Here is a 25,564-nt window from a genome sequence, read left to right as displayed (position 1 = left end):
TTTATTTTAGATATTTCGTCATACTGAACTTGCTTCGGTATCTGTCATGCCTTTAAGACCCTGAATTAAATTACGTTCGGTGAGCTCGGTTAAAGCCCGGTTTACTTCATAGCTTTCCGTTCACTACAGGTCAGGGTGACGACTGTTTAAAAATAGTTAATAACAGACTTCCGAAGTTTTGCCAAGTCACTGACATGTTAACTTCGGAAGCCTGGCACAGCCTAAGGCTGCTCATAAACCTCAGCTTCAATAATGCTTAATCCACCTTTTAATTTGGTTTCCGCACGTTCAACACCATCATCCAGCTTCTTGCCGTTTACCTCTACGCCAACATTCGAATTTTCTTTCTCTTTTCCGGAGCCCACTAATTGTATGGTCACTGTTTTTCCTTTCGTTGCTTTACAATTAGCCGTAAAATAACCCAAACTTGGTTTGCTATTGCCTTCGAAAACCACTTTTCCGTCAACTAAGATCTTTAATGGGTAAATTTTGGTTCTGAAACCATTCAGTTTTAAAGAGACCGCTGACAGGGTACTTTCTTTTGCTAAAGTATATTTGATCCATGCGGTGGCAATTTTTCCATCGTTTACCCAATCGCTCAATTCATTATCATCGAAGCTTAAACTGGCTTTATCGTTATTCGCACCAGCTTCCGCAGCAATAATTTTGATCGATTTCCGCGAAACAGTGTATGATGGATCAAGTGGTGTTGGACCTTTGCTTAAGTTCGGTTTCAAACCATCACCTGGCAGTTGAACAGATAATCCGTTAGTCGATTTAACAGGTAAAGTTTCAAAAGAAAGGTTTGCCATTTGTAAGCCTTCGGCCTTTGCCGTCAGATTAATTTTTCCGGCTGTAGTTGTCGATCTGATGAGCACTCTGTTTATGCCATTTTCAACCGGCAGGTCTTTAGCCAAAATATAGTTATCAGGTCCCTGCGCCAAACCACCACGCCATTCGGCAGGGCCATTTAAGCTGAAGTTGATCTTATTTGAAGCGGTAGGACAACGGTTTCCATTCTGATCGACTACTTCAACCTGCACCAACACCACATCGGCACCATCGGCTTTAAAACCACCCGGATTTTTTATTGTGGTGAATTTTAAAGCAACAGCTTGACCTGCTGTTTTTAACTGGGTTTCTGCCAGTTTTTTCCCGGCCGAAGAATAAGAGATGGCTTTGATTGTTCCTGCCTGATAATTAATGTTTTTAAAAGTGAACAGAAAACCATTACTTTTTTCACCAAAACCAAGTGATTTATTGTTCAAAATCAGTTCGACTTTGTCGCCACTTGCCACCACATATACATTCTTTTTGATGCCAGTTTTGTAGTTCCAGTGCCCTATTAAATGGATGCCTGTTTTTTTAGCGTCGACCCAACCATCCCACATGACCTGGTGTGCAAAAAAAGCATCTTTAGGGATGCGCATGGCATCCACTTCGCCGCTTCTGCGGTAGTTTTCTTCTCCGCGGTGGTGGGTATTCGAATCAGAGAATATGATGTTTACACCACCCGAACTTACCCGGGTTCCTGTTCCAGGGCGCTCTTCGTAATATTCGTTCCAGCGGATTACATCTTCAATCGCAAACGAATCCTGGTTGCGGTTATAATCACTGGCATCAGCGTCTTTATATTTAGGACCAGCGCCGTTTATGTGATAAGGAGGGGAGAATTCATCCCAATATTTTCGCAGGGCTTCATCTCTTGAATACTCCATAGACCATACGGGTTTAGTTGCACTTTTATTGATGTACAACATTTCGCCTCCATATTCCGCTTCAGGGATATCGAGCATTTCTCTCGAACCGATGGCCCTGCCGCCGTTTGGATCATACAGATTTCTGATGTCTTTCATTTCCTGCATGTGCGCTGCACTGATCGATTCGTTTCCACATTCGTAAAAAACGATACTCGGGTTGTTGCGGTTGTAAATAATGGCATCTGTCATTACTGTTTTCCGCTGATCCCAACGGGTTCCGGTTACATCTTTTTCCGAATCTCCGGCAGGCATCGCCTGGATCAAACCAACACGATCGCATGATTCGATATCCTGTTTCCAGGGCGTTATGTGCATCCAGCGTACCAAATTGGCATTGCTTTCTACCATTAATTGGTTGCTATAATCGCTTAGCCATGGTGGTACCGATAAGCCAATTGCAGGCCACTCGTTGCTGCTGCGCTGGGCATAGCCCTTCATCATCATTACCCGGTCGTTTAAGTAAACCATCCCGTTTTTAAATGCTGTTTTTCTAAAGCCGGTTTTGGTTTTAACCTCGTCGATAACCTGGTCTGCCGATTTTAACCTGGAGGTAACGGTATACAGATAACCATAACCCCAACTCCAGAAGTTTAAGTCGTTTACCAATGCCTGTGCTTTTAAGGTTAACGTATCGCCCGCTTTGATAGGGGTTTCTGCAGATTTAAAAGTTTTAACAATTTTTCCATCAAGGTCTTTTAATTCTACCTCGTAAACCAGTTTTTGATCTGTTGCACTTTCGTTTTTGACCTGCGATTCGGAAACAATCACCGCCGATTTACCTTTAATATCAAAATCCTTCGCGTAACAGTAGTTACCAGTGGTTTTTAAGGTCGAATAAAGTGGGAGTGTCTGGTATACCTGACCTGTTACATGCAGGCGTACGTTTTTCGATATCCCACCATAATTGGCATTAAAGTTTTTATCGTTCCATTGATAGCCAGAATTGGTCGCCTTTTCTCTGTAGTTCCAGGCATTATCGATCCTAACTGCAATTACATTTTCTTTGTTTTGATTGATTAAAGCGCTAATGTCAAACCCGAAAGCCATTACGCCATTTTCATGCCGACCAATAAACTTTCCGTTCAGGTAAAATTCACCGGCCTGCCTGATGCCTTCAAATTCGAGGAATATTTTATTGTTTGCATTGATTTCTGAAATGGTGAAATGCTTGCGGTACCAGGCAATACCAGTTGATAAATCTTCTATCGATTTTTTAAAGGCCTCATCTTCGTTCCAGGCATAGGGTAGGGTAATGGCTTTCCATGTTTTGTCGTCAAAATCGCTACTTTCTGCACCAGGTAAATCGCCAACATAAAGTTTCCATCCAGGATTAAAATTGTAGGTTTTTCTGTGCGTCGCAGGTTGCTGTGCCAGAGCAACAACAGGCAGTAGGGCAACCATTAAGAAAAGGTAAATGTGCTTCATTATATTGGTTAGGGTTTTAATTGAATAGGTAAGGGTTTGTCACGGTTGCAGCTGATTTCGCCATTCAGGTATTCCAGTTCGGCCAGTTGAATTACACTTCTTCTCGTTGTTGCGTTGTCAACGCCTTTATTTTCAGGTGTTCGGCCTGGATGGGTAAAATAGTAAATATAAGCTTTATCTCCGTTCACCACCACATCGGCATGACCACCCATTACACCATCATCGGTTCCTTTTCCGGGTTCCTGTAAAATATTTTTAGGCTGGCGTTTCCAGCTGAGGAGATCGGTTGAAGAATACAGGCCAAGGCCGTTCCAGTTGTCGACCACCATCCAATAGGTGTTTTTCCAATAAAATACTTTTGGACCTTCACAGCCTTTATCGCCAATCAGTTTTTTGCCGTTATCTTCCCAATGGTACAAATCTTTACTATCGGCATAATAGATCGATTTGCCTGCCATTTCATTATTATAATACATGCGCCAGCCCTTATTATCAGGCAGCTTAAACACACAGGCATCAATACAGCGGTCGGAAGCAAGCTTTAATTTAGATTCGAATTTCCAGTTGATGAGGTTTTTGCTGGTCAGGTGAACCATGTACCTTGGATGACGCCAATCTTTAAAAACGCCTGGTACATAGGTTAAATACATGTGGTATATCCCTTTATTTTCGATTACTTCAGGCGCCCAATGGGTATAATCGGTTAACCGGTATTGAATATCGCAGGTGTCACGGTATTTCCATATTACACCATCTTTCGATTCGGCAATGCCAATCCTTGTGCCATGCACCCAGCTTACCCCATCTAAATTTTTTTCGTTAGCCCTGCGGTTGGTATAAAACATAAACCATTTTTTTTCTCCTTTATTCCAGATCACCACCGGATCGGCAGCGCCATCGTAAACAGGATCACTGTACAATGGTTTGGGAACGGCTTGTACTTTATTGCTTTTTTGGCCAAAGGCGTATATCGAAAATAACATCAAACAGGCAAGCAAGATTTTCTTCATCTCTGAATTCGTAATTAAATGGACTTCTTCTATTTCACAGGGAAATGAAGCACCATTAATAAAAAGGAAATATTTGGTTAAATAGTTTAAACGAGTTTAGCGTTTAAAATTGAGAGCGCCATCCTGCTCTATCCTGTAGAAAATGGCCAGAACACATGTAAGCGGCTTTAAATGCTTTTCAAACGTTTGAAATTATGGTTTCGTGGCTGATATTGAGCGGTAACAAATACAATACGAAGTAGAGGGAGGGGGGAAAGGTTGCATCATAAGTTAATTTCTCATCAGATGCTGTCATGTTAGGTCCTGTCGAAACAATCAAAAGTGTTTAAAACAAGTCTTTCGACAAGCTCAGGATGACAAAACTATATTTATAATGCAACCTTTTTTATAGCCTAAACTGATTACCAGCCAGGGTTTTGCATCGCCTGTTTTTGCTCCGCAGTTAAAGGCTCGCCACCAATTTTAAGTACATCCAAGAAACTTTGAGGGATAGGGCGCAGGTAATGTTTGCCTTCTAGCGGTTTAGCTTCCAGGTTAAACGCAGCGGTACGTGCCACTAATGTTTTGGTGCGGGCCAGGTCTTCCCATCTCATCAATTCGCCCATCAATTCTCTGGAGCGTTCATCCAAGATAAAGGCTTTGAATTTATCTGCATTCGAGCTTGCACCAACTTTATCATAAAAATCTTTGCTGGAGTTAAAAATATCAGCCTCACTATTTAAATGCATCGAAGATAATGTATTGGTGGTGGTTACCGGAATATTGTTCGATTCGAAATAAGTGTTTTTGTCTGAATAGGAAACAATTGCAGAAGTAACCGCAGGATTGGTTTTATAAGCAATTCCACCATCAACGTAAGAAGAACGGTCTTCTCCGTCTTTATAGGCAGCGCGATCGCGAACCGTATTTAGGTAAGGAATGGCCTGAGCATACTGACCTAATCGTCCGTAAGCTTCTGCTGCAATTAAATAGGTCTCGGCAAGGCGGGCCAGAATTCCGTCACGCTGGCCGAACTGTGAGGCAACAAGGTTTCTGGAACCATCCATAAATTTAGATAAAGCCACATACTGGTTCACACCGTAATTGCCATGGGCATTTAAGTAACTTTGTGGTTGGCCGGCAAAATACCTTACAAACATAGATGGTTTGCGGCGGGCCAGATCGGTTGGTAAAGCAGGATCGGCCTTATCAACTATTGGTGTATATCGGGTATCGCCGGCATTGTTTACAATATACAAAACAGCCTCTTCGCCCAATGCAAATTTTGGTTGCCCTTCCTGTGCTGGAGTAGGTGCACTGCCTTTAACCCATTTTGGGATACTGGCTGCATTATTGGATACATAACGTGTTTTGAAGCTTTTCCAGAATCTCGAGTCATTCACACGGTCAAAAACATCCAAAGCATAATCTGTCGATCTCATGCGCTGAAATTCGCGTCCGCCTGCTATATCGCGTATCATTCCCGGAAGGGTTTGGTAAATGGATGGATAATACAAATGTATTTGGTTACCATATCTTCCCTGGGTTGCGGTATTGTTCGAAAACTGGGCAGCCAGGATAACTTCACGGTTGGTTTCGTTTGCACCATCAACTGTGGTGAAGTTCCAAAGATCGCTATAGTTAGTGGCCAGGCTATGCTGGCCGCTGCCAATTACTAAATCAGCATATTTAATCGCATTTTGCAGATCGGCTGTTTTAGTATCGCCATTCCAGTCGTTGTTCATTTCACTTGCCCGGAACAGATAAGCCTTCGCCAGAAAGTGAGCAGCTGCCCATTTGGTAATTCTTCCTCTTTCTGCAGGAACTGATGGGAGCAGGTTATAGGCTTGTGTAAAATCCTGAATGACCTGTTCGTATACTTCTTTAGCCGAATTCCTTGTAAAATCTTCTTTAATGGTTTCTAATGATTCGAGCTGTAGAGGCACACCTCCATATTGTTTAACCAGTTTAAAATAATCGAAGGCACGCATAAAATAACCTTCTCCCAGGCGGATATTTTTATTGGCCCCGGTATAATAAATAGGTACATTTTTAATCACAATATTGGCCGAATTAATATTGGTGTACATGTTGTCAAAAACAGCCTGCACATCTACATTTAGCGAATTTAAGGTTCCATCATAGGAGTTCCACATTTGCTCGGTTCTGTCGCCACCTACGGTAAACTCATCAACCCCGTAATTGGTGCTGGTGTAAGCCCAGGTATAATTAAAATGGAATTTTAAACTTTGGTACATACCTATAACCAGGCCATCTAATCCCTCTGTTTTTTGAAAATCGGATGTATTGCGCGAGTTGATCACTTCTTCATCCAGGAAACTTTTTTTACAGGAAGTGGGGAACACCATTAAGCTTCCTAACAAAGCCACTCCTGATATTATATTTATAATCTTTTTCATAATCAATATTTTTACACTCTGTTAGAAACTTGCGTTAATGCCAAATACCACACCTCTGTTAAAAGTGGAACCACCCAAATCCGGATCGATCCATTTTATCTTAGAATAAATTAAACCCGGATTAACCATCTGGGCATAAACCCGTAATCTGGATAGTGTTAATTTTTTGGTGATGTTGTCGGCAAAATTATAGCCCAAGGATATATTTCTAACCTTGATAAAAGACCCATCCTGATAGTTCATCGAACTTTTAAACTGATCGCCCGCTGCACTACCATAATTAGGTGCAGGATAATCGTTGGTTGGGTTGGTAGGTGTCCAGTAATCTAATACACGTTGTGCAAAACGGCCCTGTAATGATTCGGCGCCCGTTGCGATCAGGAAATTATATCTGGCAATAATAAAAACAGATAAATCGAAACCTTTGTAGTTAAACGTGTTGGTAATACCACCGCTCCAGCTTGGTGTATAACGGCCTAATACCTGACGGTCGCTGTTGGCATCAATTTTATGATCGTTATTTAAATCCCTTATTTTAATGCTTCCTGGTTTAAAACTGGTTCCATTGGCATTAAATAAGGCTATTTCTTTTAAATCATCAGGTGTATCTTGCCAAATGCCATCTTTAACATAATCGTATGCTACACTGATCCCGTTTCCGATAAAGAAAAGATCGGCAACCATGTCGCCACCATTCAGTTTAACAATCTCGTCTCTGCTGGTCGAAAAATTCAGGGTAGATTCCCAGCTAAAATCTTTTGTTCTAACGTTAACCGTATTTAAAGTTAAATCGAGGCCTTTGTTTTTAGTTGAGCCAATGTTATCATAAGAGGTAGGATAGCCGTTTATGATATTGATTTTTTTGAGTAAAATTAAATCGGTGGTTTTAGATTTATAAAGATCTAATGAACCGCTTATTCTTCCTTGCAGCAGGTCGAAATCGAGACCTAAATTATATTGTTGGGTTTTTTCCCAGCTTAACAATTTGTTTGGGAATGAAATTGGGTTTGCCAAAGAAGCATCTGATGCCACGTAACCGATTTGTGCAGCACTGCCAAAGGTATAGGTTAAGGGTTGCAAAAGACCCAATGTACTACCAATATCTACGGATGAGTTACCGGTACTACCCATGCCAAGCCTTAATTTCAATTGGCTTACCCATTTAATGTTTTTCATAAAATCTTCCTGATCCATGCGCCAAGCCAGGGCTGCTGAGGGGAAAAAATCCCACTTGTTGCCTTCTGCTAACTGCGATGCCCCATCGGAACGTAACGATGCGGTTAAGAGGTATTTACTATCAAAACTATAGTTTACCCTGGCCATATACGATTCAAGTGTTGATTTTCTAAAATCAGTATCAAATCCATCCAGTGCGGTAATACTTCCTGCCCTTAATCCATACCAGAGTGGGGCAATCAAATTTATTTTACTGCCTGTTAGAGATGAAGATTCATCTTGAAACAGTGAAGAACTCTGCAATAAGGTTACTCCAAAACTGTGTTTATTAATGGTTTTGTCGTAATACAATAAATGATCGAGGGTATAGGCAAACTTATTGCTCTGGTTTAACTGTGCATAATTGTTCACCGAACCCGGTATGCCTGCATCGCGGTTTACCGATTTTGCATCCTGGTATTTTCCGTTATAGAAATTAGAAAAATCAGGGCCAAAATTGATCCGGTATTTTAATCCTTTTACAATGTTTACTTCAGCAAAAGCCGAACCTAATGCCCTTAGGGTTTTACGGAGATTAATGTTGTAATCGGCCTCCAGAATTGGATTCTGAATATTGATATCACCTCCCGGCAGGTTAATTCTATTGCCGCTCGGATCGTAAGGGATAGCCATAGGAAGCATACCCCTTGCAGCCGCATAAATATTACCAGCGCCCGAAGCACTGGCTGCAACGAAACCATAGTTTTGAAGGCTATAGGTGGTGGTGATGTTAAGTCCCATTTTAAACCATTTCACCGGATTAATTTCTACACTTAATTTACCACTATATCTTTCAAAATCCTGACCCAGCTGTGTGCCGGTTTGGTTCAGGTAGCCGAATGATCCATATGCTTTCATTTTTTCGGTACCACCACTTACACTTAATACATGATCCTGGGTAATTCCGGTTCGGGTAACCAGATCGCCCCAATCGGTAGTCGGCACCAAACTGCCATCATAAACACCATTTGCCCAACCCTTTTCGATGTTCTCGAGTACGTAAGGGTCTCCGGCGAAAATTTCCCTGTCTTTCGCCAAAGTCGCTACAGTTGGATATTTCCTGGTATCACTGGCTGGTAATGCCCTAAATGCATCGCGGCGAAACTCAATATATTGTGCCGAATTCATCATTTCCATCCTGTCGTTTAACGTTTCGATGGTTGCCGTTCCCACATAATCCATGGTTAACCTTCCGGTTTTACCTTTTTTGGTGGTTACCAGTACAACGCCATTGGCACCTCTCGATCCATAAATGGCCGTTGCAGAGGCATCCTTTAAAATGTCGATATTTTCGATGTCGTTAGGGTTAATGGCATCGATCCCACCAGCTTGCAGCGGAATACCATCTACCACGAACAAAGGGGAGTTACTGGCTTTTAATGACCTAAGGCCACGGATTTTAATATCTCCAACCTGACCCGGGCGTTCATTAGAGGTAATATCTACACCTGCCGCTTTGCCCTGCATGGCTTGTAAGGCATTGGTTACAGGTCTCGATCTGATTTCTTTAGCGCCAACACTTACAACAGCTCCGGTTAAATCACTTTTCTTTACCGTATTATATCCCACGACTACAACTTCTTCGAGGTCATTTGTCGAACTCTTTAATTGAATGCTAATCGTTGTTTTTCCTTCAACGGGTACTTCCTGTGTGGTGTAACCGATATACGAAACCACCAAAACCGGGTTGCTCACCGTTGATGGAATAGTAATGGAAAAAGCACCGTTGGCATCGGTAGAGGCCACCAGCGTAGTACCCTTCAGTCTGATGCTCACACCAACTAAGGTTTCACCTTTTTCGTCAACAATTTTTCCTTTCAAGACTACGTCTCGTTTGCTCATTGAGCTGTTTGTAGTTACCGTTGAAAGTGCTGCTTTTCGATGACTGGAAGCTGCATTTGCAGTGCTCGCCACACACAGCAGGCAGAATACAGACATACCCGTAAGCAGGATTTTCTGGTGTGAAAAGCCTTTTCGTTGCTTAAGTTTTTCTGGATAAAAATTAAGATCCATAATTTTATTGGTTTTGTAAATATTTGGTTAGTTGGCCAAATAGCATATTAGATGTATGTGCTATCTGTTTTGAGGGCATATGATTAGGCAATTAATCCATTGTTTTTTGGATGCATGACCTGGTTGTACGATGAAAAATGAGTTAGTTTTTAATGTTTTGGCTATGATTGCTTTTCTTTTGTCTTACGTCTTTAAAAGACCATAAAGAGGTAATTTGATGCAAACGATTGCATTTTGCTGGTGTAATTTTTCTTGCTCATATAGGTATTGATTATACTTGGTTATACGAGATTAGAACTTTTATTTGGGTAATCCGTCCTGCTCTATCCTGTAGGAGGGATCTGATCTGCGAAATAAAAGATAAAGAATGATGTAAAGAGCAGTGTGTTCGGTCTGTTGTACCGGAGAAAATCGTTAAAAACAAAGACAGGCCATCCGGCACTGCCTCTGAGTCATTAACTAAAATTAAATCAACGCTGGCGGTTTAACGCTACCCGACCTGTTTATTGAAAAGCGTTTAATCCGCTTATTAAGAATTTTTTATAATTGGCTACTTCGAAATCTGCCCCCTGCGGTTGGGCCAGTAGGGTTTCTGTTTTAGGATCGAGCAGTACATAAAAAGGCTGTGAATTGGACTGGAATTTCCTGGCCTGCAGATCGCTCCATTTTTTGCCAATCGTATTGAGTTTTCTTCCCTCCGGGCTAATCACTACATCATCCGGGGCCAGTTCCGATTTATCATCCACATATAACTGGATCAGTACATAATCATCGTTGATCATTTTATATACCTCTTTGTCGGGCCAAACATTGGCTTCCATTTTCCTGCAGTTTACACAGGCACGCCCGGTAAAATCGATTAAAACAGGTTTGTTTAATTTTTTTGCTGCGGCCAAACCTTCATTATAATCGAAATAGGCGTTCAGCTTCAACGGTGCATGAAATTTATCTGCGTATTTATGTGGACCGTCATTTGTGGTTTGTTTTCCGGCTAACAAGCTGGCCGTATACAGATCGAAATCCTGTGTTTCCTGTGGTGGGAGGAATGCCGATACGCTACGTAAAGGTGCACCCCACATGCCTGGGATAAGGTATATGGTAAAAGCCAAGACTATGGTGGCCAGAAAAAGCCTCGGTACGGAGATAAATGCCAGCGGACTATCATGCGAAAACTTCAGTTTGCCCAAAAGATAGATGCCCATCATCCCAAAAATGACGATCCAGAGGCTTAAGAATATTTCGCGGTCAAACCATTCCCAGTGGTAGGCGAGATCTACATTGCTTAAAAATTTTAGCGCAAAGGCGAGCTCCAGAAAACCCAACACCACTTTTACACTATTTAACCAGCCACCAGATTTGGGCAGTTTGTTCATGGCCGATGGAAATAACGCAAATAAAGCAAAAGGAATAGCGAGTGCCAAAGAGAAGCCAAACATGCCTATGGCCGGGCCCAACAAAGCTCCGGTGGTTGCTGCCTGTACCAGTAAAGTGCCAATAATAGGGCCAGTGCAGGAGAAAGATACCAGAGCCAATGTTCCGGCCATGAAAAATAATCCTGCAAGGCCTCCTTTATCCGAATTGGCGTCCATTTTATTCACCCAGGAAGAGGGAAGGGTAATTTCGAATGCGCCTAAAAATGAAGCCGCAAAAACAACCAGCAGTAAGAAGAAAAAGAAATTGAATATACCATTCGTAGACAGGCTGTTCAGGGCATCGGCACCAAAAATTACCGTTACCAAAAGGCCAAGCACCACATAAATGAGGATGATGAAAAAGCCATAAAGTGCTGCACGCCGAAAAGCCTTTCCTTTTTCTGATCCTTTGGTAAAGAAACTTACGGTTAAGGGCAGCATGGGAAAGATGCAGGGCATCAGCAAGGCGGCTAAACCGCCAACAAAACCTGCAATAAAAATTCCCCACAGGGTTTTGTGTTCTTCTTTTTGTGGAGCAATAGTTTTTTGAACAGTTGCAGGTGTACTAACGGTTGTTTTCAGATTAGAATCGACCGCTTTAACTGTGCTGTCAGCTGTTTCAGGTTTAATCTCTGTAAAAGTTAAGTCATCGGTATTGGTGCTGTCTTGTGCATATCCATTTAAGGATATTGCACAACCTAACAGCAAGCCGAGACAGATTTTTTTTAAGGATATCATATGCGCTGCCAAACTTATTTTACGGGAATGCTAAAATCTACCTGTTCTGGTGGCAAACATTGTTTGTCATCGCATACCATGAACTCGACGCTACCTTTAACAGTCGCGGTTTTGCCTTTTAACTTGACCTTTTGCTGGAATATTACCGATTTTTCGAAATAACTCACATCCATTTTAAAGGTAGATTCGTACTTGGTAACTGCTTTTGGTTCGGTTGTGTACCCAACTAAGCTATAAGTACCCGATGATGGAAAGGTAAAGGTTGTTTTAACCGGACCACCATCCTTAACAAATTGCGAATAGAGGTGCCAGCCCTGGTCTACAGTAGCTTTTATAAATAGAGTGGCCGTAGTAGCGCTTGTTCTTTTTGCGGCGTAACTCCAGGTTACGGGTTTTAAAATCTGGCTGTATGCGCTGATGCTGATTAGGCATATCGCACATAATAAAAAGGTGATTTTTTTCATGTTGTGGTTTATTGGTTTATTTATTATTAATGTAATCTGCTAAAGGCCTGGTAATCGATAAAATCGACTTCAGGTGTGAGGTATCCGGCTTTAACAGGTTCTACCTTCATTAAATCGGTACTTAAATATTTTTTATTACTGTCAGAAAAGATGGTCACTACACAGCTGTCTGCACCCATTTTTTGCTGTTGTTTGATGGCCCCGATTACATTTGCACCTGAAGATATGCCTACGGCCAGTCCCAGTTTTTCGGCGAGTTTTTGTGCCATCAGGATGGCATCGCCATCGTTTACCTGCAGCACTTCATCCAATTCGTTCAATTTGACTATTTCGGGGATAAATTCATCCGAAATGCCCTGGATCCTGTGGCTGCCCACTTTATAACCAGTAGTTAAGGTTGGCGATTCGGCGGGTTCTAATGGATGTATTTTAATATCTGCATTTTGTTTTCTTAAGAAATTCCCTACGCCCATAATGGTTCCTCCGGTACCTACTCCGGCAACGAATGCATCAGGTGAAAGGTTTTTCAGTCGTAACTGCTCCCAGATTTCCTTACCCGTGGTATGTTCGTGTGCTTCAGGATTGGCAATATTCTCGAACTGCTTAGGCAGGAAAATATTTGGATCGCTTGCGGCCATCTTTTCTGCAAGTTTAATGCTGCCGATAAAACCACCTTCTTCTTTGCTCACCAGAATAATTTCTGCGCCTAAACTTTTAATAATGTCCATGCGCTCCTTACTTAACCAGTTTGGCATAATGATGGTAACCGGATGCCCCAAAGCCTTGCCAATGGCAGCAAAAGCAATTCCGGTATTTCCACTGGTTGCCTCAACAATCCGGTCTCCAGCTTTAATTTTACCTTCGGCATAAGCTTTTTTTAAGGTATAAAGTGCCATCCGGTCTTTAATACTACCCGTTAGGTTGTAGTGTTCGCATTTAACATAAATTTTGCCCAGGCTACCTTGATAGGTGTAGGTGAGTTCGAGCATAGGCGTATTACCAACCAGAAGTGATAAATGTTCAAATTTTCCCTCCATAGCAGAAGTCATTTTATTTCTTGTTAATGTGGTCATGGCTGTTGATTAGATCGGATAGCAATGCTTATTTTGATCGGTTTTTTATTTCGGTAAAACTCAGTATTATAATTTTTTATGTCAATACATGTTGTTTTTTACAGAAAATTTCTGCTTTTTTGATCATTATATAATTTTTATTTCAGTTTGAACTGATTTTTTTAACATCCATTATATCTTTTTTCAATTTATTCACCTAGATGACACACGGAGATTTAGACCAGGTTGATGTAGAAATATTAAAATTGCTGCAACATGATGCCGCTTTAACCAATAAAGAGGTATCATTGAAGTTGCATAAATCTATCGCTACCATCCACGAACGCATCAGAAGATTAAAGGAGCAGGGCTACATTAAAAGAATTGTAGCGATTCTTGACCGGAAAAAAATCAACAGAAATCTGATTGCCTTTTCGCATGTATTACTGAAAGAGCATACCGCTAAAACCCTGATCGAATTCGAAACTGAAGTTTCTAAGTTTGGTGAGGTTATGGAATGTTTGCAAATGACAGGCGCACATGATTTCATTCTCCGTATTGCCACAAAAGATATGGATGATTACCACGAATTCTTGCGGAACAAACTGGCAACACTGCCCAATATTACCACCGTTCAAAGTTATTTTGTCCTCTCAGAGCCTAAAAGCGAAACGGCTTATCCTTTGTAGTGTTGGTTTTTGGTTTATTGGTCATTGGTTTATTGGTGATTAGTCATTGGTTAGGGGTTAATTGTGTAAGTCGGTTAACTGGTTATGGTCTCATAGACTCTGGACTCCCGACTTCAGACTTTGGACTTCGGACTCTCAACTTCGAACTCCCGACTAATCCCAATAATTCTTACCTTTATTTCCAGCCATGGATCCCAAAGAAATACTGAAAGCGCATATTTCAAAAACTGCTACATTAACCGACGAGCAGTTCGACTATTTGTTTTCCCATTTCACGCTGCGGTCTTTTAAAAAAGGGCAGGCTATCATTAGCGAGGGAGATAAGGTCGATCACGAATATTTTGTGGTTTCTGGTTGTTTGAAAGCTTTTTTTATCAACGATGAAATCAAGATGTATATCCTGCAGTTTGCCATGCCTACCTGGTGGACTTCAGATTATGGCGCCCTGTATAATCATACCCGTGCAACCATCAGCGTAGATTGCATTAGCGATGCGGAGGTATTATGCCTATCTAACGATAACCGCGAAAAAGTCTGTAGCGAAATCCATCAGGCTGAGCATTTTTTCCGCTGGAGAACAAACAGGGGATATCTGGCTTCGCAAAAAAGGCTGTTATCTTTTATGAATAACGATACCAAAGCCCGTTACGAAGAACTTTTGACCATGTATCCTCAACTCTATAATCTCGTACCCAAACATTTAATTGCTGCTTATTTGGGTGTTTCGAGAGAAACCCTGAGCAGGCTTTACAACGCACACAAATAAGGCTTGCAGAATGTGATGTAGATCACCTAAGTCCCGTAAATTTCCTCCTTTACTTTGTGTTGTCAAATCACTAACGATTGATAAACAAAGAAATGGAAACTACAAAATTTGAAATTGTAAGCGCTCAAAGCAGTATCAACTGGACCGGTAAAAAAGTAACCGGAGCGCATAATGGAACTATAGCCATTAAATCGGGTACATTAACTTTAAACGATGGTAAACTCAGCAATGGGAACTTTATTATCGATACCACGTCCATCATCATATTGGATGTGACCGACCCTGCCACCAACGCACAGTTCGCCGGACATTTATTCTCTGAAGATTTTTTCGCCACTGATCAATTCCCGGAAGCCACATTTATGATCACAGCCGTTGATCAAACCAATGAAGATAATACGGTAATTACCGGCGATTTAACCATTAAAGGCATTACGCATGCAGTAATTTTTGCAGCAGATGTTGTGGTTAATGGAAATACGTTAACCGCTTCTGGTAAAATCTTTATTGATCGTACGAAGTACAACATGAAATTCAGATCAGGTAACTTTTTCACCAACCTTGGCGATAACCTGATCTATAATGAATTTGAGCTCGACGTAAAATTAACCGCGTCATTAACTATTTAATCGAAGAGCCATGCCATACGTAAAAATAGAAGTAACCCGCGAAGGCGTTACACGCGAACAAAAACAGACTTTAATTAGTGGGATCACCAAACTGATTAGTGAGGTATTGGATAAAGATCCAAAACTTACGCATATCGTAATTCAAGAAATCGAGCTGGATGATTGGGGCTATGCAGGCGAACAGGTATCGGTATTACGCAAAAAAGGAATAACAGCAAACAGGAAATAATCAACATCATGAAAACACTAACCATCATCATAACAGGCGCATCAACAGGTATTGGTCGTGCCATTGCAGCTTTATTTTTAAAACAAGGACACAATGTTGTAATCAATTCGGCTAATGAAAGCAATTTAATTAGGGCTTTCAACGAATTAGGGGCGCAGCATCAATTGGCCATGGTAGCTGGCGATATCAGTAAAGCTACTACTGGTCAACTATTGGTAGAAACTGCGGTAGCGCGTTTTGGTACTGTAGATGTGCTGGTAAACAATGCCGGTATTTTTGAACCAAAAGCATTTCTGGAAGTAGACGAAGCGCATTTAGATAGCTTTTTGAATATCAATTTGAAGGGTACTTTCTTTACCAGCCAAGCCGCTATAGCCCAAATGTTAAAACAGGATGGAGGCTCCATCATTAACATCGGAACCGTATTGGTAGACCATGCCATTGGAGGTTTTCCGGCAACAGCACCGATTTCGAGTAAAGGGGGCATCCATGCTTTGACCAAACAACTGGCTGCCGAGTTTGGTAAAAATAATATCCGCGTAAATGGTATCGCACCAGGCATTATCAGAAGCCCGTTACAGGAGAAAAATGGCATTAGTAATGCCGATGACCTTGCTGGTTTACATTTGCTGAACCGCATTGGCGAAACGCAGGATGTTGCTCAGCTCGCCCTGTACCTGGCAGAAAGTAATTTCGTAACCGGCGAAATCATCAATCTGGATGGAGGTCATGTAGCGGGTCATCATATGGGCTAAGTATAAAATTTAAAGCAATAACCAGGTATGCAAAGGAAAAGAATCAGCCCGAGCATACCTTAAAAATTAAAACCATGAACAATTACACCGAAAACGCAAATGCAATAGCAGAGGTACTGTCATCTTATTTTAAGGGAGTTTTTAATGGAGACACCGCACTGCTCAGGAAAATATTTCACCCGCAGTCTATATTGGCTGGTGATGTAAATGGCCTTCCATATTTTAAAACGCTTGATGAATATTTAGAAGGGGTTGCTAGCCGTAAAAGTCCGCAGGAGCTTAATGAAACATTCCGTATGGAAATATTGTCGATAGAAATTATCAATTCTATTGCAATTGCCAAAGTTCATCTGCCTATTTTTGATTTTAATTATTACGATCTTTTATCATTAAATCTAACTGATCGGGGATGGGTGATTGTGAATAAATTATTAACCAACGTAAAAATTTATTAGGATGTGGAATAGAACTAAAATAACCGAACTTTTAAAGATCGAATATCCCATTTTATTAGGTCCAATGGGCGGTGGATTTTCGACGCCCGAGCTTTTAGCGGCTGTATCAAACGCTGGTGGTTTGGGCAGCCTCGGCGCTTATACCTTAAGTCCTGAAGAAATTATCGAAAGTGATCAGCGCATCAAAACAAAAACAGATAAACCATACAACATTAACTTATGGGTAAATGATGTCGATGAACGATTAGTTAATTATCCATCAGAAAAAATAGAAAAAGTTAAAAGATTATTTAAACCTTTTTTTGATGAATTGAGCATCCCGATGCCTGATCTGGATACCCATATCCCTTCGAAATTTTTGAGACAGGTAGAAACCGTTTTTGAGCTGAAACCTGCTGTATTTAGTTTTATTTTCGGCATACCTTCAAAGGAAATATTAAACGAAGCGCGAAAATTAGGCATTAAAACAGTTGGTGCGGCAACCACATTAGATGAGGCTTTGGCATTGGAAGAAGCCCAGGTTGACGCCATTGTAGCAACGGGATTTGAAGCAGGCGGACATCGTCCTTCATTTCTTAAGCCAGCTGATGAATCATTAACAGGAACTTTTTCATTGATCCAGCAGGTAAAGGCGAAAACAAAAACACCCATAATTGCTGCGGGCGGTATTGCTGATAGTAAGGGGATACGTGCAGCACTAAGCCTTGGTGCAGATGCGGTTCAAATTGGCACCGCCTTTTTAGTAACCGACGAATCTAATGCCACGCCCATGCACAAGGCAAAACTTTTCTCTGATGAATCAAAAAACACAGTACTTTCTAAATCATTAACCGGGAGAATGGGCCGGATGATTGCTAACCGGATATCCACCGCGATTAACTATGAAACTGAGGTATTGCCCTTTCCATTGCAAACGCGGTTAATGGGGCCGTTAAGAGCCGCTGCTATTGAACAGGGAAAAACAGATATGTACAATTTCTGGTCGGGACAAAACGCGGTAAACTTAAAATATACTTCTGCAAGAGAATTAATGGGAGCGTTGATTAGGGAGATGGGGGTAGTTCGTTAGTCATTGGTTCATTAGTTCATTGGTCATTGGTTCATTTGTTCATTGGTCATTAGTTCATTGGTCATTAGTTTATTGGTCATTGGTCATTGGTTCATTGCTCATTGGTTCATTGGAAACTGATAACTATAAACTGAGGACTGCAAACTGATAACTGTTTCTTCCCTCATTTCCTTATTTTGTCTCTTCAGTAAGGCAACTTTTATGCTACATTGCGAAAAATATGTAAATTGAGCCGTTATTTTTTTGCTTAGTATTGCAGAGATATCCTTATTCTAATGAAACCTGATAATTTTCAACTATGGCCTGATAGTTTGCTTGTTAGCGATATGCAAAGCAATGACCGGTCTGCGTTCGAAAAAATCTACAACAGGTACTGGAGCAAGTTATATTTATCAGCCTATCATATTTTGCGCAATAAAGAGGCCTCTGAAGATATTATACAAGAAATATTCGTGAGCCTTTGGTTAAAACGTGCACATACTTCAGTCGATAACCTGAATAATTATCTGTTTACTTCAGTTCGTTTTCAGGTATTTAAGGCCATCAGAGACGGGAAATTACGCACCGATTTACTTCATGATACCGAACTTCTGGTAAGTCCGCACAATGCTGAAAATACCTTTGCCGAAAAAGAAATTGCACAACGCTTAGACGAGAGTATTGAGCAGTTACCGCAGAAATGTAAAGAAATTTTTATCCTGAGCAGAAAGGAACACCTTAGTGTAAAAGAAATTGCAGACCGCTTAAACATTTCACCAAAAACGGTAGAAAACCAGATTACCATTGCATTACGCCGCCTGCGCACCGATATGGGCGAATTCTTATTTTGGGCCATCCTCTTACTGGCCGGCATTTGGGGGAAATAAGTCAACACTCAGCTTATATTCGAAACAATTTCAATCCAATTGTTTACCATTACTTAACTTTGTTTAATTTTAATTTGCTGTTATATAGCTTGTTATATAAAATGTGAAATTTCTTTTGGGGGATGTTACCCATTTTAGGTACATACACCAAACCAGAAACGATTGAAAAAAGCAGAATTAATAAGATTAACAGAAAAATATGTAGCCGGTACAGCCAGTGAGGAAGAACGCCTGAAGTTAGAATCCTGGTACAATAATCAATTGGACCTAAAAAGTTTGACTGGTGAGAAACAGATTGATGAAGAGGAGCAGACTGAAGTGGGCGAAAAGATTTTTAATAAAATTAATCAACAGATAGATCAGCAAGAGATAAAACGTCCTAACCGGTATTTTTATCGCTTAGCTGTTGCCGCATCATTCATTGCCGTTTTAGGATTTGGCTGGTTTCTTTTGAGTGAACGTACGGATGTTAAAAAAATAAATACATCAGCCAGCTTAATCAAACCTGGAGGTAACAAAGCCTTTTTAACACTTGCTGATGGAACTAAAATCAATTTAGACCAGGCGGTAAACGGTACAATAGCTAAACAGGAGGGGATCCAAATTACCAAAACAGCCGACGGTCAATTAATTTATACCATTTTAGAAAATAAATCAGGCTCAGCGAAGCCGGGTTTTAACACCATCAGCACACCGGCTGGCGGCCAGTATCAGGTTACCCTTCCCGATGGAACTAAAGTTTGGTTAAATGCGCTGTCATCATTAAAATATCCGACCACATTTTTGGGTAAGTACAGAATGGTAGAGCTTGCCGGCGAAGGCTATTTTGAAGTAGCTAAAAATAAAAACAAGCCTTTTAAACTTAAAACAGCAAAACAAGAAATAAGTGTATTGGGTACACACTTTAATGTAAGTGCCTATGCAGACGATACAGAAGTTAAAACAACCCTGGTAGAAGGTGGTGTAGCGGTTAAAAACTTTAGTCCACTGGCTACAGGTTTATTAAAACCAGGACAGCAGGCCGTTTTTGAAAAGACGGGTTTCAAGGTGAGCAATGTGGATGTAGAAGAATATATCGCCTGGAAAAATGGCTTTTTCATGTTCAATAACGAAGACATTAAAGCAGCAATGCAAAAACTGGCCAGGTGGTACGATGTTGATATTGAGTACGTTGGCGATTTTGATGGAATTTATTTCGGAGGATCGTTTTCTAAACACAATAACCTGCAGGAAACCTTGAAAATTTTAGAATCAACAGATAAGTTTAAATTTAAAATAGAAGGAAGGAGGATTAAAATTTTAAAGTAAATATTAAGTTTTAATCTGAAAAACGGATTTCGAGTGCAATCGAAACCCGTTTAAAGCTTTAGATTAAAAAATTGTTCCAACAATAACCAAATAGTTAAAACATTGTAAATGTAATAGCAACTGCTATAAGCATTTAACTTAACCTAAAACCTAACAAATGTATGAAAATTTACGATTTTAATTTATACGGTAAAAGCTGTATAAAGAATAAAATTCTGTTATCTATGAAGCTAACCATATTATTGCTTTTTGTGGCCTTTTTACACGTTAATGCGGGCAGTTTTGCGCAAAAGAACATTACGCTTAACGAAAAAAACGCGTCATTACAAAAAGTGCTTAAAGCAATAAAAAGTCAAAGCGGCTATAATGTGTTTTTTATCCAGAGCGATTTAAAAAAGGCAAACATGGTGAGCATTGATATAAAAGATATGCCTTTAACTGAAGCTTTAAATCAATGCTTCAAAAATCAGCCATTAACTTATTCTATACAGGCCAATACGATTGTAGTTAAAGAAAGGCCTGCAAATATTGTCCCTGCCAATAAGCCTGAACAAAGTACACCTGTAAACAAGGTCATCGACGTGATTGGTACTATTTTAGATGAAATAGGCAAAGGTATACCTGGTGCCAGCATTAAAATAAAAGACAAAGAACAAGGCACGATGAGTGACGAAAGCGGAAACTTTAAATTGACTGGTGTAGCCGATGATGCCATTTTAGTTGTTTCTTATCTGGGTTATCAAACAAAAGAGGTAAAAGCATCAGCCACCGTAAAAGTTACTTTGGTGCCACAAAGCAATGATTTAAATGAGGTAGTAGTGGTCGCTTATGGTACACAGAAAAAATCGAGTTTAACAGGAGCAATTGCAACCATTACACCTAAACAATTAAAAGAGCGACCTGTAACCTCTATACAAAATGCATTACAGGGTATTTCCCCAGGTTTAACCATTTTGCAACGCCCTGGCGATGTAAGTGCAAGTGCTACAGGTGGTACTGCAGTAAATATTAGAGGAAGAAGCAGTTTGCAAGGTGCCGGTACCCCACTTTATATTATTGATGGTATTCCGGCCAGTTCGCAAGAATTTGCTACACTAAATCCAAATGATATTTCGGGCATGTCCGTACTAAAAGATGCATCTTCTGCAGCTTTATATGGCTCGAGAGCAGCTAATGGTGTGATTATGGTAACCACCAAAAGAGGTGGCGGAGAAAAAGCAACCATTGAGTTTAATGCCAATTACGGATGGCAATCGCCCACCCGTATTGCAAAATACTTAGGCTCGGTAGATTATACTACGCTTTATAATGAGGCGCTGACCAATGTTGGCCGTAGTCCAATGTACACACCAGCACAGATAGAGTTATACAGAAATGGTTCTCAACCAGATTTATATCCAAATACAGATTGGTATAAAGAAGTTTTAAGACCAAGTGCACCACAAGCAGATGTAAATTTAAATATCAATGCACCCGGAAAAGTTACCAGCAGTTATTTGGGTTTAAACTATTTAACTCAGGAATCGTTGATTCCAAACAAAGATCAGGACCGTTTTAATGCGAAATTAAATACGGAAACAAAGGTTATCGAGAATATTTTAAAGATTGGTACCAATATCTCTTTTATTAACCAGGCTTTCGATCGCTTGGGGAACTTAGCGTGGACAGAACTAAACCGTTCTTTGCCAACTACTGTTTTCCGTCAAAGCAATGGACAATGGGGATCGGTAAATAATGGTACTGTAGCCAGTAGCTCAATTCCATATCGTAACCAAGCCCGTATGATAGCTGAATCATCAAAAGGCAGTAACCGGAATAATTTGCTTCAAACTGCTGCGAATGCTACACTAACACCTTTAAAAGGTCTCTCAATAAATGGATTGGTTTCGTTAAAATTTACAAACAACAATAGCACGGCCTTTAACAATATCATGACGCCAATTAATAACTTTTTAACTGGTAATCCTATTGCGCTGCCTGCCGGACAAGGTACACAGAACGATTTAAGAGAGTATTGGTCTAAAAGAAAAGAATTGTTGGTTCAAGGTACTGCAGATTACGAGCGTACATTTGGAAAACATTATGGCAAGTTAACAGTAGGTGCGTCGCAAGAAAGTAATGTGCTTAGAAGCGCATTTCTTGGCAGAAGAAACTTTCCTAATAACGATTTAAGTACCATTATCAATGGTTCTGGTAACGGAGAAGATATTTTATCAGATAATAATAATGATGATATTATTGGCGGCGTTTTTGGCTTAGCCAATAGAACTGCTGCTGAAGAATGGTCAATGCGATCGATGTTTGGTCGTTTTAACTATGCTTTTAATGATAAATACCTGTTAGAAGTAAATGCCCGCATCGATTATTCTTCGCGTTTCCGTGAAGATGTGCGTAGAGCATTCTTTCCATCATTTTCTGCAGGATGGGTAGTTTCTAAAGAAGACTTTATGAAAAATATGACCTGGGTTGATAATTTAAAAATCCGGGGTTCTTATGGTTCATTAGGTAATCAGGACGTGGTTTCTGTTGGAAACTATTTTAACAGATTAAATGCTGGCTTTCAGTATAGTTTTGAAGGGACAGCCCAAGATGGAATCTGGCAGGCAGACGGATCATGGCCAACTACAACCTGGGAAAAAGTATACATGACCGATTTTGGTATAGACATGACTTTGTTAAAAGGTAAATTTGACATTACCGCAGATTACTACATTAAGGATACAAAAGATTTGTTATTACGTAATGCTGCCCTTGCAACCTATCCTTTAACTGTACCTTTTACCAATGCGGCAAGTACCCGCAATACTGGTGTAGAATTAGCCATTAACCATAACAACAGAATCGGAAAAGATTTTACTTTTAGTATTGGTGGTAACTTATCATTGATCAAAAGTAAAATCACCAAAATTGGAGACAATAATAACGATCGATTCGATGGTCAGTATATCCAGAGAGTTGGCGAATCGCTTGGATCTTTTTACGGTTATATTGCTGACGGTCTTTTTGTTAGTAATGAAGAGGTTGCTTCACATGCTTTTCAGGATGCACGTACCAGAGCCGGTGATATTAAATATAGAGATATAAATGGAGATAATGTAATTAACGCTGCCGACCGGACCATTATTGGTAACGATGTACCTTTTGTAAACTATGGTTTCAATTTAAGTGCGTCATATAAAGGCTTCGATTTTAATATCCTTACTTATGGTGTTGCCAAAGTAAAAACCTTTTTAGGGCAGGAAGCTTCAACGCCTTTCTTTAACGGTGCAAATGCCAAAACTCAGTTGTTAAACCGCTGGACAAAAGAAAACCCTGATCCAAATGCTGATTTCCCTAGAACATTATTAACCGCAGACGCTGGTCATAATATTGATCAACTTTCGTCATTCTACCTGTTTAGCGGCTCTTATTTCAGGGTAAGAGGCATTACTTTGGGTTATACTTTACCTCAAAATGCAGTGAAAAAAATTGGTTTGTCTAAATTAAGAATATACGGAACAACCAATAATCCTTTCACCATCATGGCAGATAAGCGCCTGAGTGATTACGATCCGGAATCTGCTTCAGGTCGTGGAGGTTACCCGGGTATTAAGACATGGTCGTTTGGTTTAAGTGCAGGATTATAAAATGATTACAAAAATGAAAAAGATATATATAATTACAAGTGTACTCTTATTAAGTGTTATTGTTTCTTGTAAAAAAGATTTTTTAGAAAGGCCACCATTAAACCAAGTATCGGAAGCTACTTTTTGGAAGAATGCCAATGATGTTTACCTAGCTGTAAATGGCGTTTATAGTCAGTTGCCTGGTGATGATATGGTATATGATGATGCGGCGGCAGACAATGCACATGCTCAATACCCTTGGGAGAGTTCGGCAACTTCAGTATCGTCGGGTAATGTAAATTCTACTTTAAATGCAGGTTGGGATTTTACAGCAATTGGCCGTGCCAATTATTTTTTAGATAATGCTGATAAAGTGACCAGCATGGATAAAGCATTATTAGACCGATATAAAGCTGAGGTACGTTTTATTAGGGCCAATGCTTATTTCTGGTTGATTTGTAAGTTTGGCGATGTGCCATTATCAACCAAAACAGTTGAGCTTGGCAGGGAAAATTTACCAAGAACACCAAAAGCCGAAGTATTAAAATTTGTAGTGGATGAATTAGATGCTATCGCTAAAGTTCTACCACAAAGTTATGCCGGCGGTAAACCAAACGAAAAAGGGCGCATTACCAAAGGAGCAGCTTTGGCCTTAAAAGCACGTGCTCACCTGTACGAAGGTCAGTGGCAATTGGCTGCAGATGCGGCAAGCCAGGTAATGACCTTGGGTTACGATTTGTATAAAGTAACAGCCGAAGATGCGCTTAACGCTAAGGATGATTACAGTGTTTGGGTAGATTTCGCAAATGCCGATGATGAGAAAAAATTCCGTTTAGGTCTCCGTAGTTATGAAGCCTTGTTTCATCAGGTGAACGAAGGAAATGTAGAAGTGATACTAGATAGACAGCGCATCCCACAACAAGATGCCAATTTCTTAAATACCTTGTTACCTTCAGGCGATCTTGGTGGCTGGGGCTCTATCGCGCCAACGCAAGAATTGGTAAATAGCTATCCAAGTTATAAAACCGGAGATTTAATTACTCCGCCATCGCAGGCACAAAGGGCAGCATGGTATAAAGCGAAAGATCCTGCATTTAAAAATGAATATAAAAACAGAGATCCACGCTTTTACGCCAGTATTTTATTCGATGGAAATCCTTGGAATGCCATCGAAGACGACTATTCGTTTAAATGGACTGAAGGCGCAGGTAATACAGCTTTAACGGGTTATAGCGTTCGTAAAATGGTTGATCCTAAAATTTATAGAGATCAGATTGACAACCACGCGAACAATATTTTAATTCGTTATGCGGAGGTTTTATTAACTTATGCGGAAGCTAAAAACGAACTAACTGGCCCTGATGCAACTGTGTATGATGCCCTGGATAAAATCAGGACGCGTGCGGGTATGCCAGTGGTTGATCGGACTAAATATGCAACACAAGAAACCTTGAGAGCATTAATCAGAAATGAAAGACGCATTGAATTGGCTATTGAAGGCCAACGTTATATGGATATCAGAAGATGGAAAATTGCCCCACAGGTAATGAAGCCAATATATAGCATTGCCGATGCGGCCAAACCGATCCAAGAAAGAACCTGGAATGATAAGTTGTATTTGATGCCAATCCCGCAAGATCAGATAGATCTCTCTAAAGGCGTTTTAAAGCAAAATAGCGGTTATTAGAAAATACACAACACAAAT

General features: G+C 40.4%; 18 protein-coding genes. 11 read left to right on the top strand and 7 right to left on the bottom strand.

Annotated elements, in window-relative coordinates; genetic code table 11:
- Window positions 1–221 precede the first annotated feature (221 nt).
- From CA265_13770 to CA265_13740, 7 genes are all read right to left on the bottom strand, one after another.
- Complete coding sequence (locus CA265_13770) at window positions 222–3,185, bottom strand: beta-galactosidase (GenBank protein ID ARS40667.1); 2,964 nt, start codon at window positions 3,183–3,185, stop codon at window positions 222–224.
- A gap of 8 nt (window positions 3,186–3,193) precedes the next feature.
- Complete coding sequence (locus tag CA265_13765; GenBank protein ID ARS40666.1) at window positions 3,194–4,195, bottom strand: glycosyl hydrolase; 1,002 nt, start codon at window positions 4,193–4,195, stop codon at window positions 3,194–3,196.
- Window positions 4,196–4,596: 401 nt separating this feature from the next.
- Window positions 4,597–6,594, bottom strand: coding sequence for a RagB/SusD family nutrient uptake outer membrane protein (locus tag CA265_13760; GenBank protein ID ARS40665.1), 1,998 nt, complete (start codon window positions 6,592–6,594; stop codon window positions 4,597–4,599).
- A 21-nt stretch (window positions 6,595–6,615) separates the two neighbouring features.
- A complete protein-coding gene (locus tag CA265_13755; protein ID ARS42989.1) occupies window positions 6,616–9,747 on the bottom strand; it encodes a hypothetical protein in 3,132 nt (1,043 codons plus the stop codon).
- 578 nt (window positions 9,748–10,325) lie between these two features.
- Window positions 10,326–11,972 carry a hypothetical protein gene (locus CA265_13750; GenBank protein ARS40664.1) on the bottom strand — a complete coding sequence of 549 codons (1,647 nt, stop codon included), beginning with the start codon at window positions 11,970–11,972 and terminating at the stop codon, window positions 10,326–10,328.
- A gap of 14 nt (window positions 11,973–11,986) precedes the next feature.
- Window positions 11,987–12,436, bottom strand: a complete 450-nt coding sequence (locus CA265_13745) for a sugar transporter (protein ID ARS40663.1) — start codon at window positions 12,434–12,436, stop codon at window positions 11,987–11,989.
- Window positions 12,437–12,462: 26 nt separating this feature from the next.
- Window positions 12,463–13,509: a cysteine synthase gene (locus CA265_13740; protein ID ARS40662.1), complete on the bottom strand. Its 1,047-nt coding sequence runs from the start codon at window positions 13,507–13,509 to the stop codon at window positions 12,463–12,465.
- A 200-nt stretch (window positions 13,510–13,709) separates the two neighbouring features.
- Between CA265_13740 and CA265_13735 the strand changes: the two genes are divergently transcribed.
- The 11 genes from CA265_13735 to CA265_13685 all read left to right on the top strand — a co-directional run bounded on the left by CA265_13735 (window position 13,710) and on the right by CA265_13685 (window position 25,546).
- Entirely contained in the window at window positions 13,710–14,177 is a 468-nt protein-coding gene (locus tag CA265_13735; protein ARS40661.1) for an AsnC family transcriptional regulator, read from the top strand.
- 187 nt (window positions 14,178–14,364) lie between these two features.
- Complete coding sequence (locus tag CA265_13730; protein ID ARS40660.1) at window positions 14,365–14,943, top strand: Crp/Fnr family transcriptional regulator; 579 nt, start codon at window positions 14,365–14,367, stop codon at window positions 14,941–14,943.
- Window positions 14,944–15,035: 92 nt separating this feature from the next.
- Window positions 15,036–15,572, top strand: a complete 537-nt coding sequence (locus tag CA265_13725; GenBank protein ARS40659.1) for a lipid-binding protein — start codon at window positions 15,036–15,038, stop codon at window positions 15,570–15,572.
- 10 nt (window positions 15,573–15,582) lie between these two features.
- Window positions 15,583–15,801, top strand: coding sequence for a 4-oxalocrotonate tautomerase (locus CA265_13720; GenBank protein ID ARS40658.1), 219 nt, complete (start codon window positions 15,583–15,585; stop codon window positions 15,799–15,801).
- Window positions 15,802–15,809: 8 nt separating this feature from the next.
- Window positions 15,810–16,556: a glucose dehydrogenase gene (locus tag CA265_13715; protein ARS40657.1), complete on the top strand. Its 747-nt coding sequence runs from the start codon at window positions 15,810–15,812 to the stop codon at window positions 16,554–16,556.
- 74 nt (window positions 16,557–16,630) lie between these two features.
- The gene (locus CA265_13710) at window positions 16,631–17,011 is read left to right on the top strand and encodes a hypothetical protein (protein ID ARS40656.1); all 381 of its coding nucleotides are present in this window, start codon (window positions 16,631–16,633) and stop codon (window positions 17,009–17,011) included.
- 1 nt (window position 17,012) lies between these two features.
- On the top strand, window positions 17,013–18,080 hold the full coding sequence (locus tag CA265_13705; protein ID ARS40655.1) for a 2-nitropropane dioxygenase: 1,068 nt from the start codon (window positions 17,013–17,015) through the stop codon (window positions 18,078–18,080).
- A 275-nt stretch (window positions 18,081–18,355) separates the two neighbouring features.
- Window positions 18,356–18,946: a hypothetical protein gene (locus CA265_13700; protein ID ARS40654.1), complete on the top strand. Its 591-nt coding sequence runs from the start codon at window positions 18,356–18,358 to the stop codon at window positions 18,944–18,946.
- A 162-nt stretch (window positions 18,947–19,108) separates the two neighbouring features.
- Complete coding sequence (locus CA265_13695) at window positions 19,109–20,254, top strand: hypothetical protein (GenBank protein ARS40653.1); 1,146 nt, start codon at window positions 19,109–19,111, stop codon at window positions 20,252–20,254.
- A gap of 161 nt (window positions 20,255–20,415) precedes the next feature.
- Window positions 20,416–23,880 carry a hypothetical protein gene (locus tag CA265_13690; GenBank protein ARS40652.1) on the top strand — a complete coding sequence of 1,155 codons (3,465 nt, stop codon included), beginning with the start codon at window positions 20,416–20,418 and terminating at the stop codon, window positions 23,878–23,880.
- Between the two features lies 1 nt (window position 23,881).
- The gene (locus tag CA265_13685; GenBank protein ID ARS40651.1) at window positions 23,882–25,546 is read left to right on the top strand and encodes a hypothetical protein; all 1,665 of its coding nucleotides are present in this window, start codon (window positions 23,882–23,884) and stop codon (window positions 25,544–25,546) included.
- The last annotated feature ends 18 nt before the right edge of the window (window positions 25,547–25,564 follow it).

The organism is Sphingobacteriaceae bacterium GW460-11-11-14-LB5 (genome assembly GCA_002151545.1).
Taxonomy (GTDB): domain Bacteria; phylum Bacteroidota; class Bacteroidia; order Sphingobacteriales; family Sphingobacteriaceae; genus Pedobacter.
This window is presented reverse-complemented; position numbering and strand designations above follow the sequence as displayed.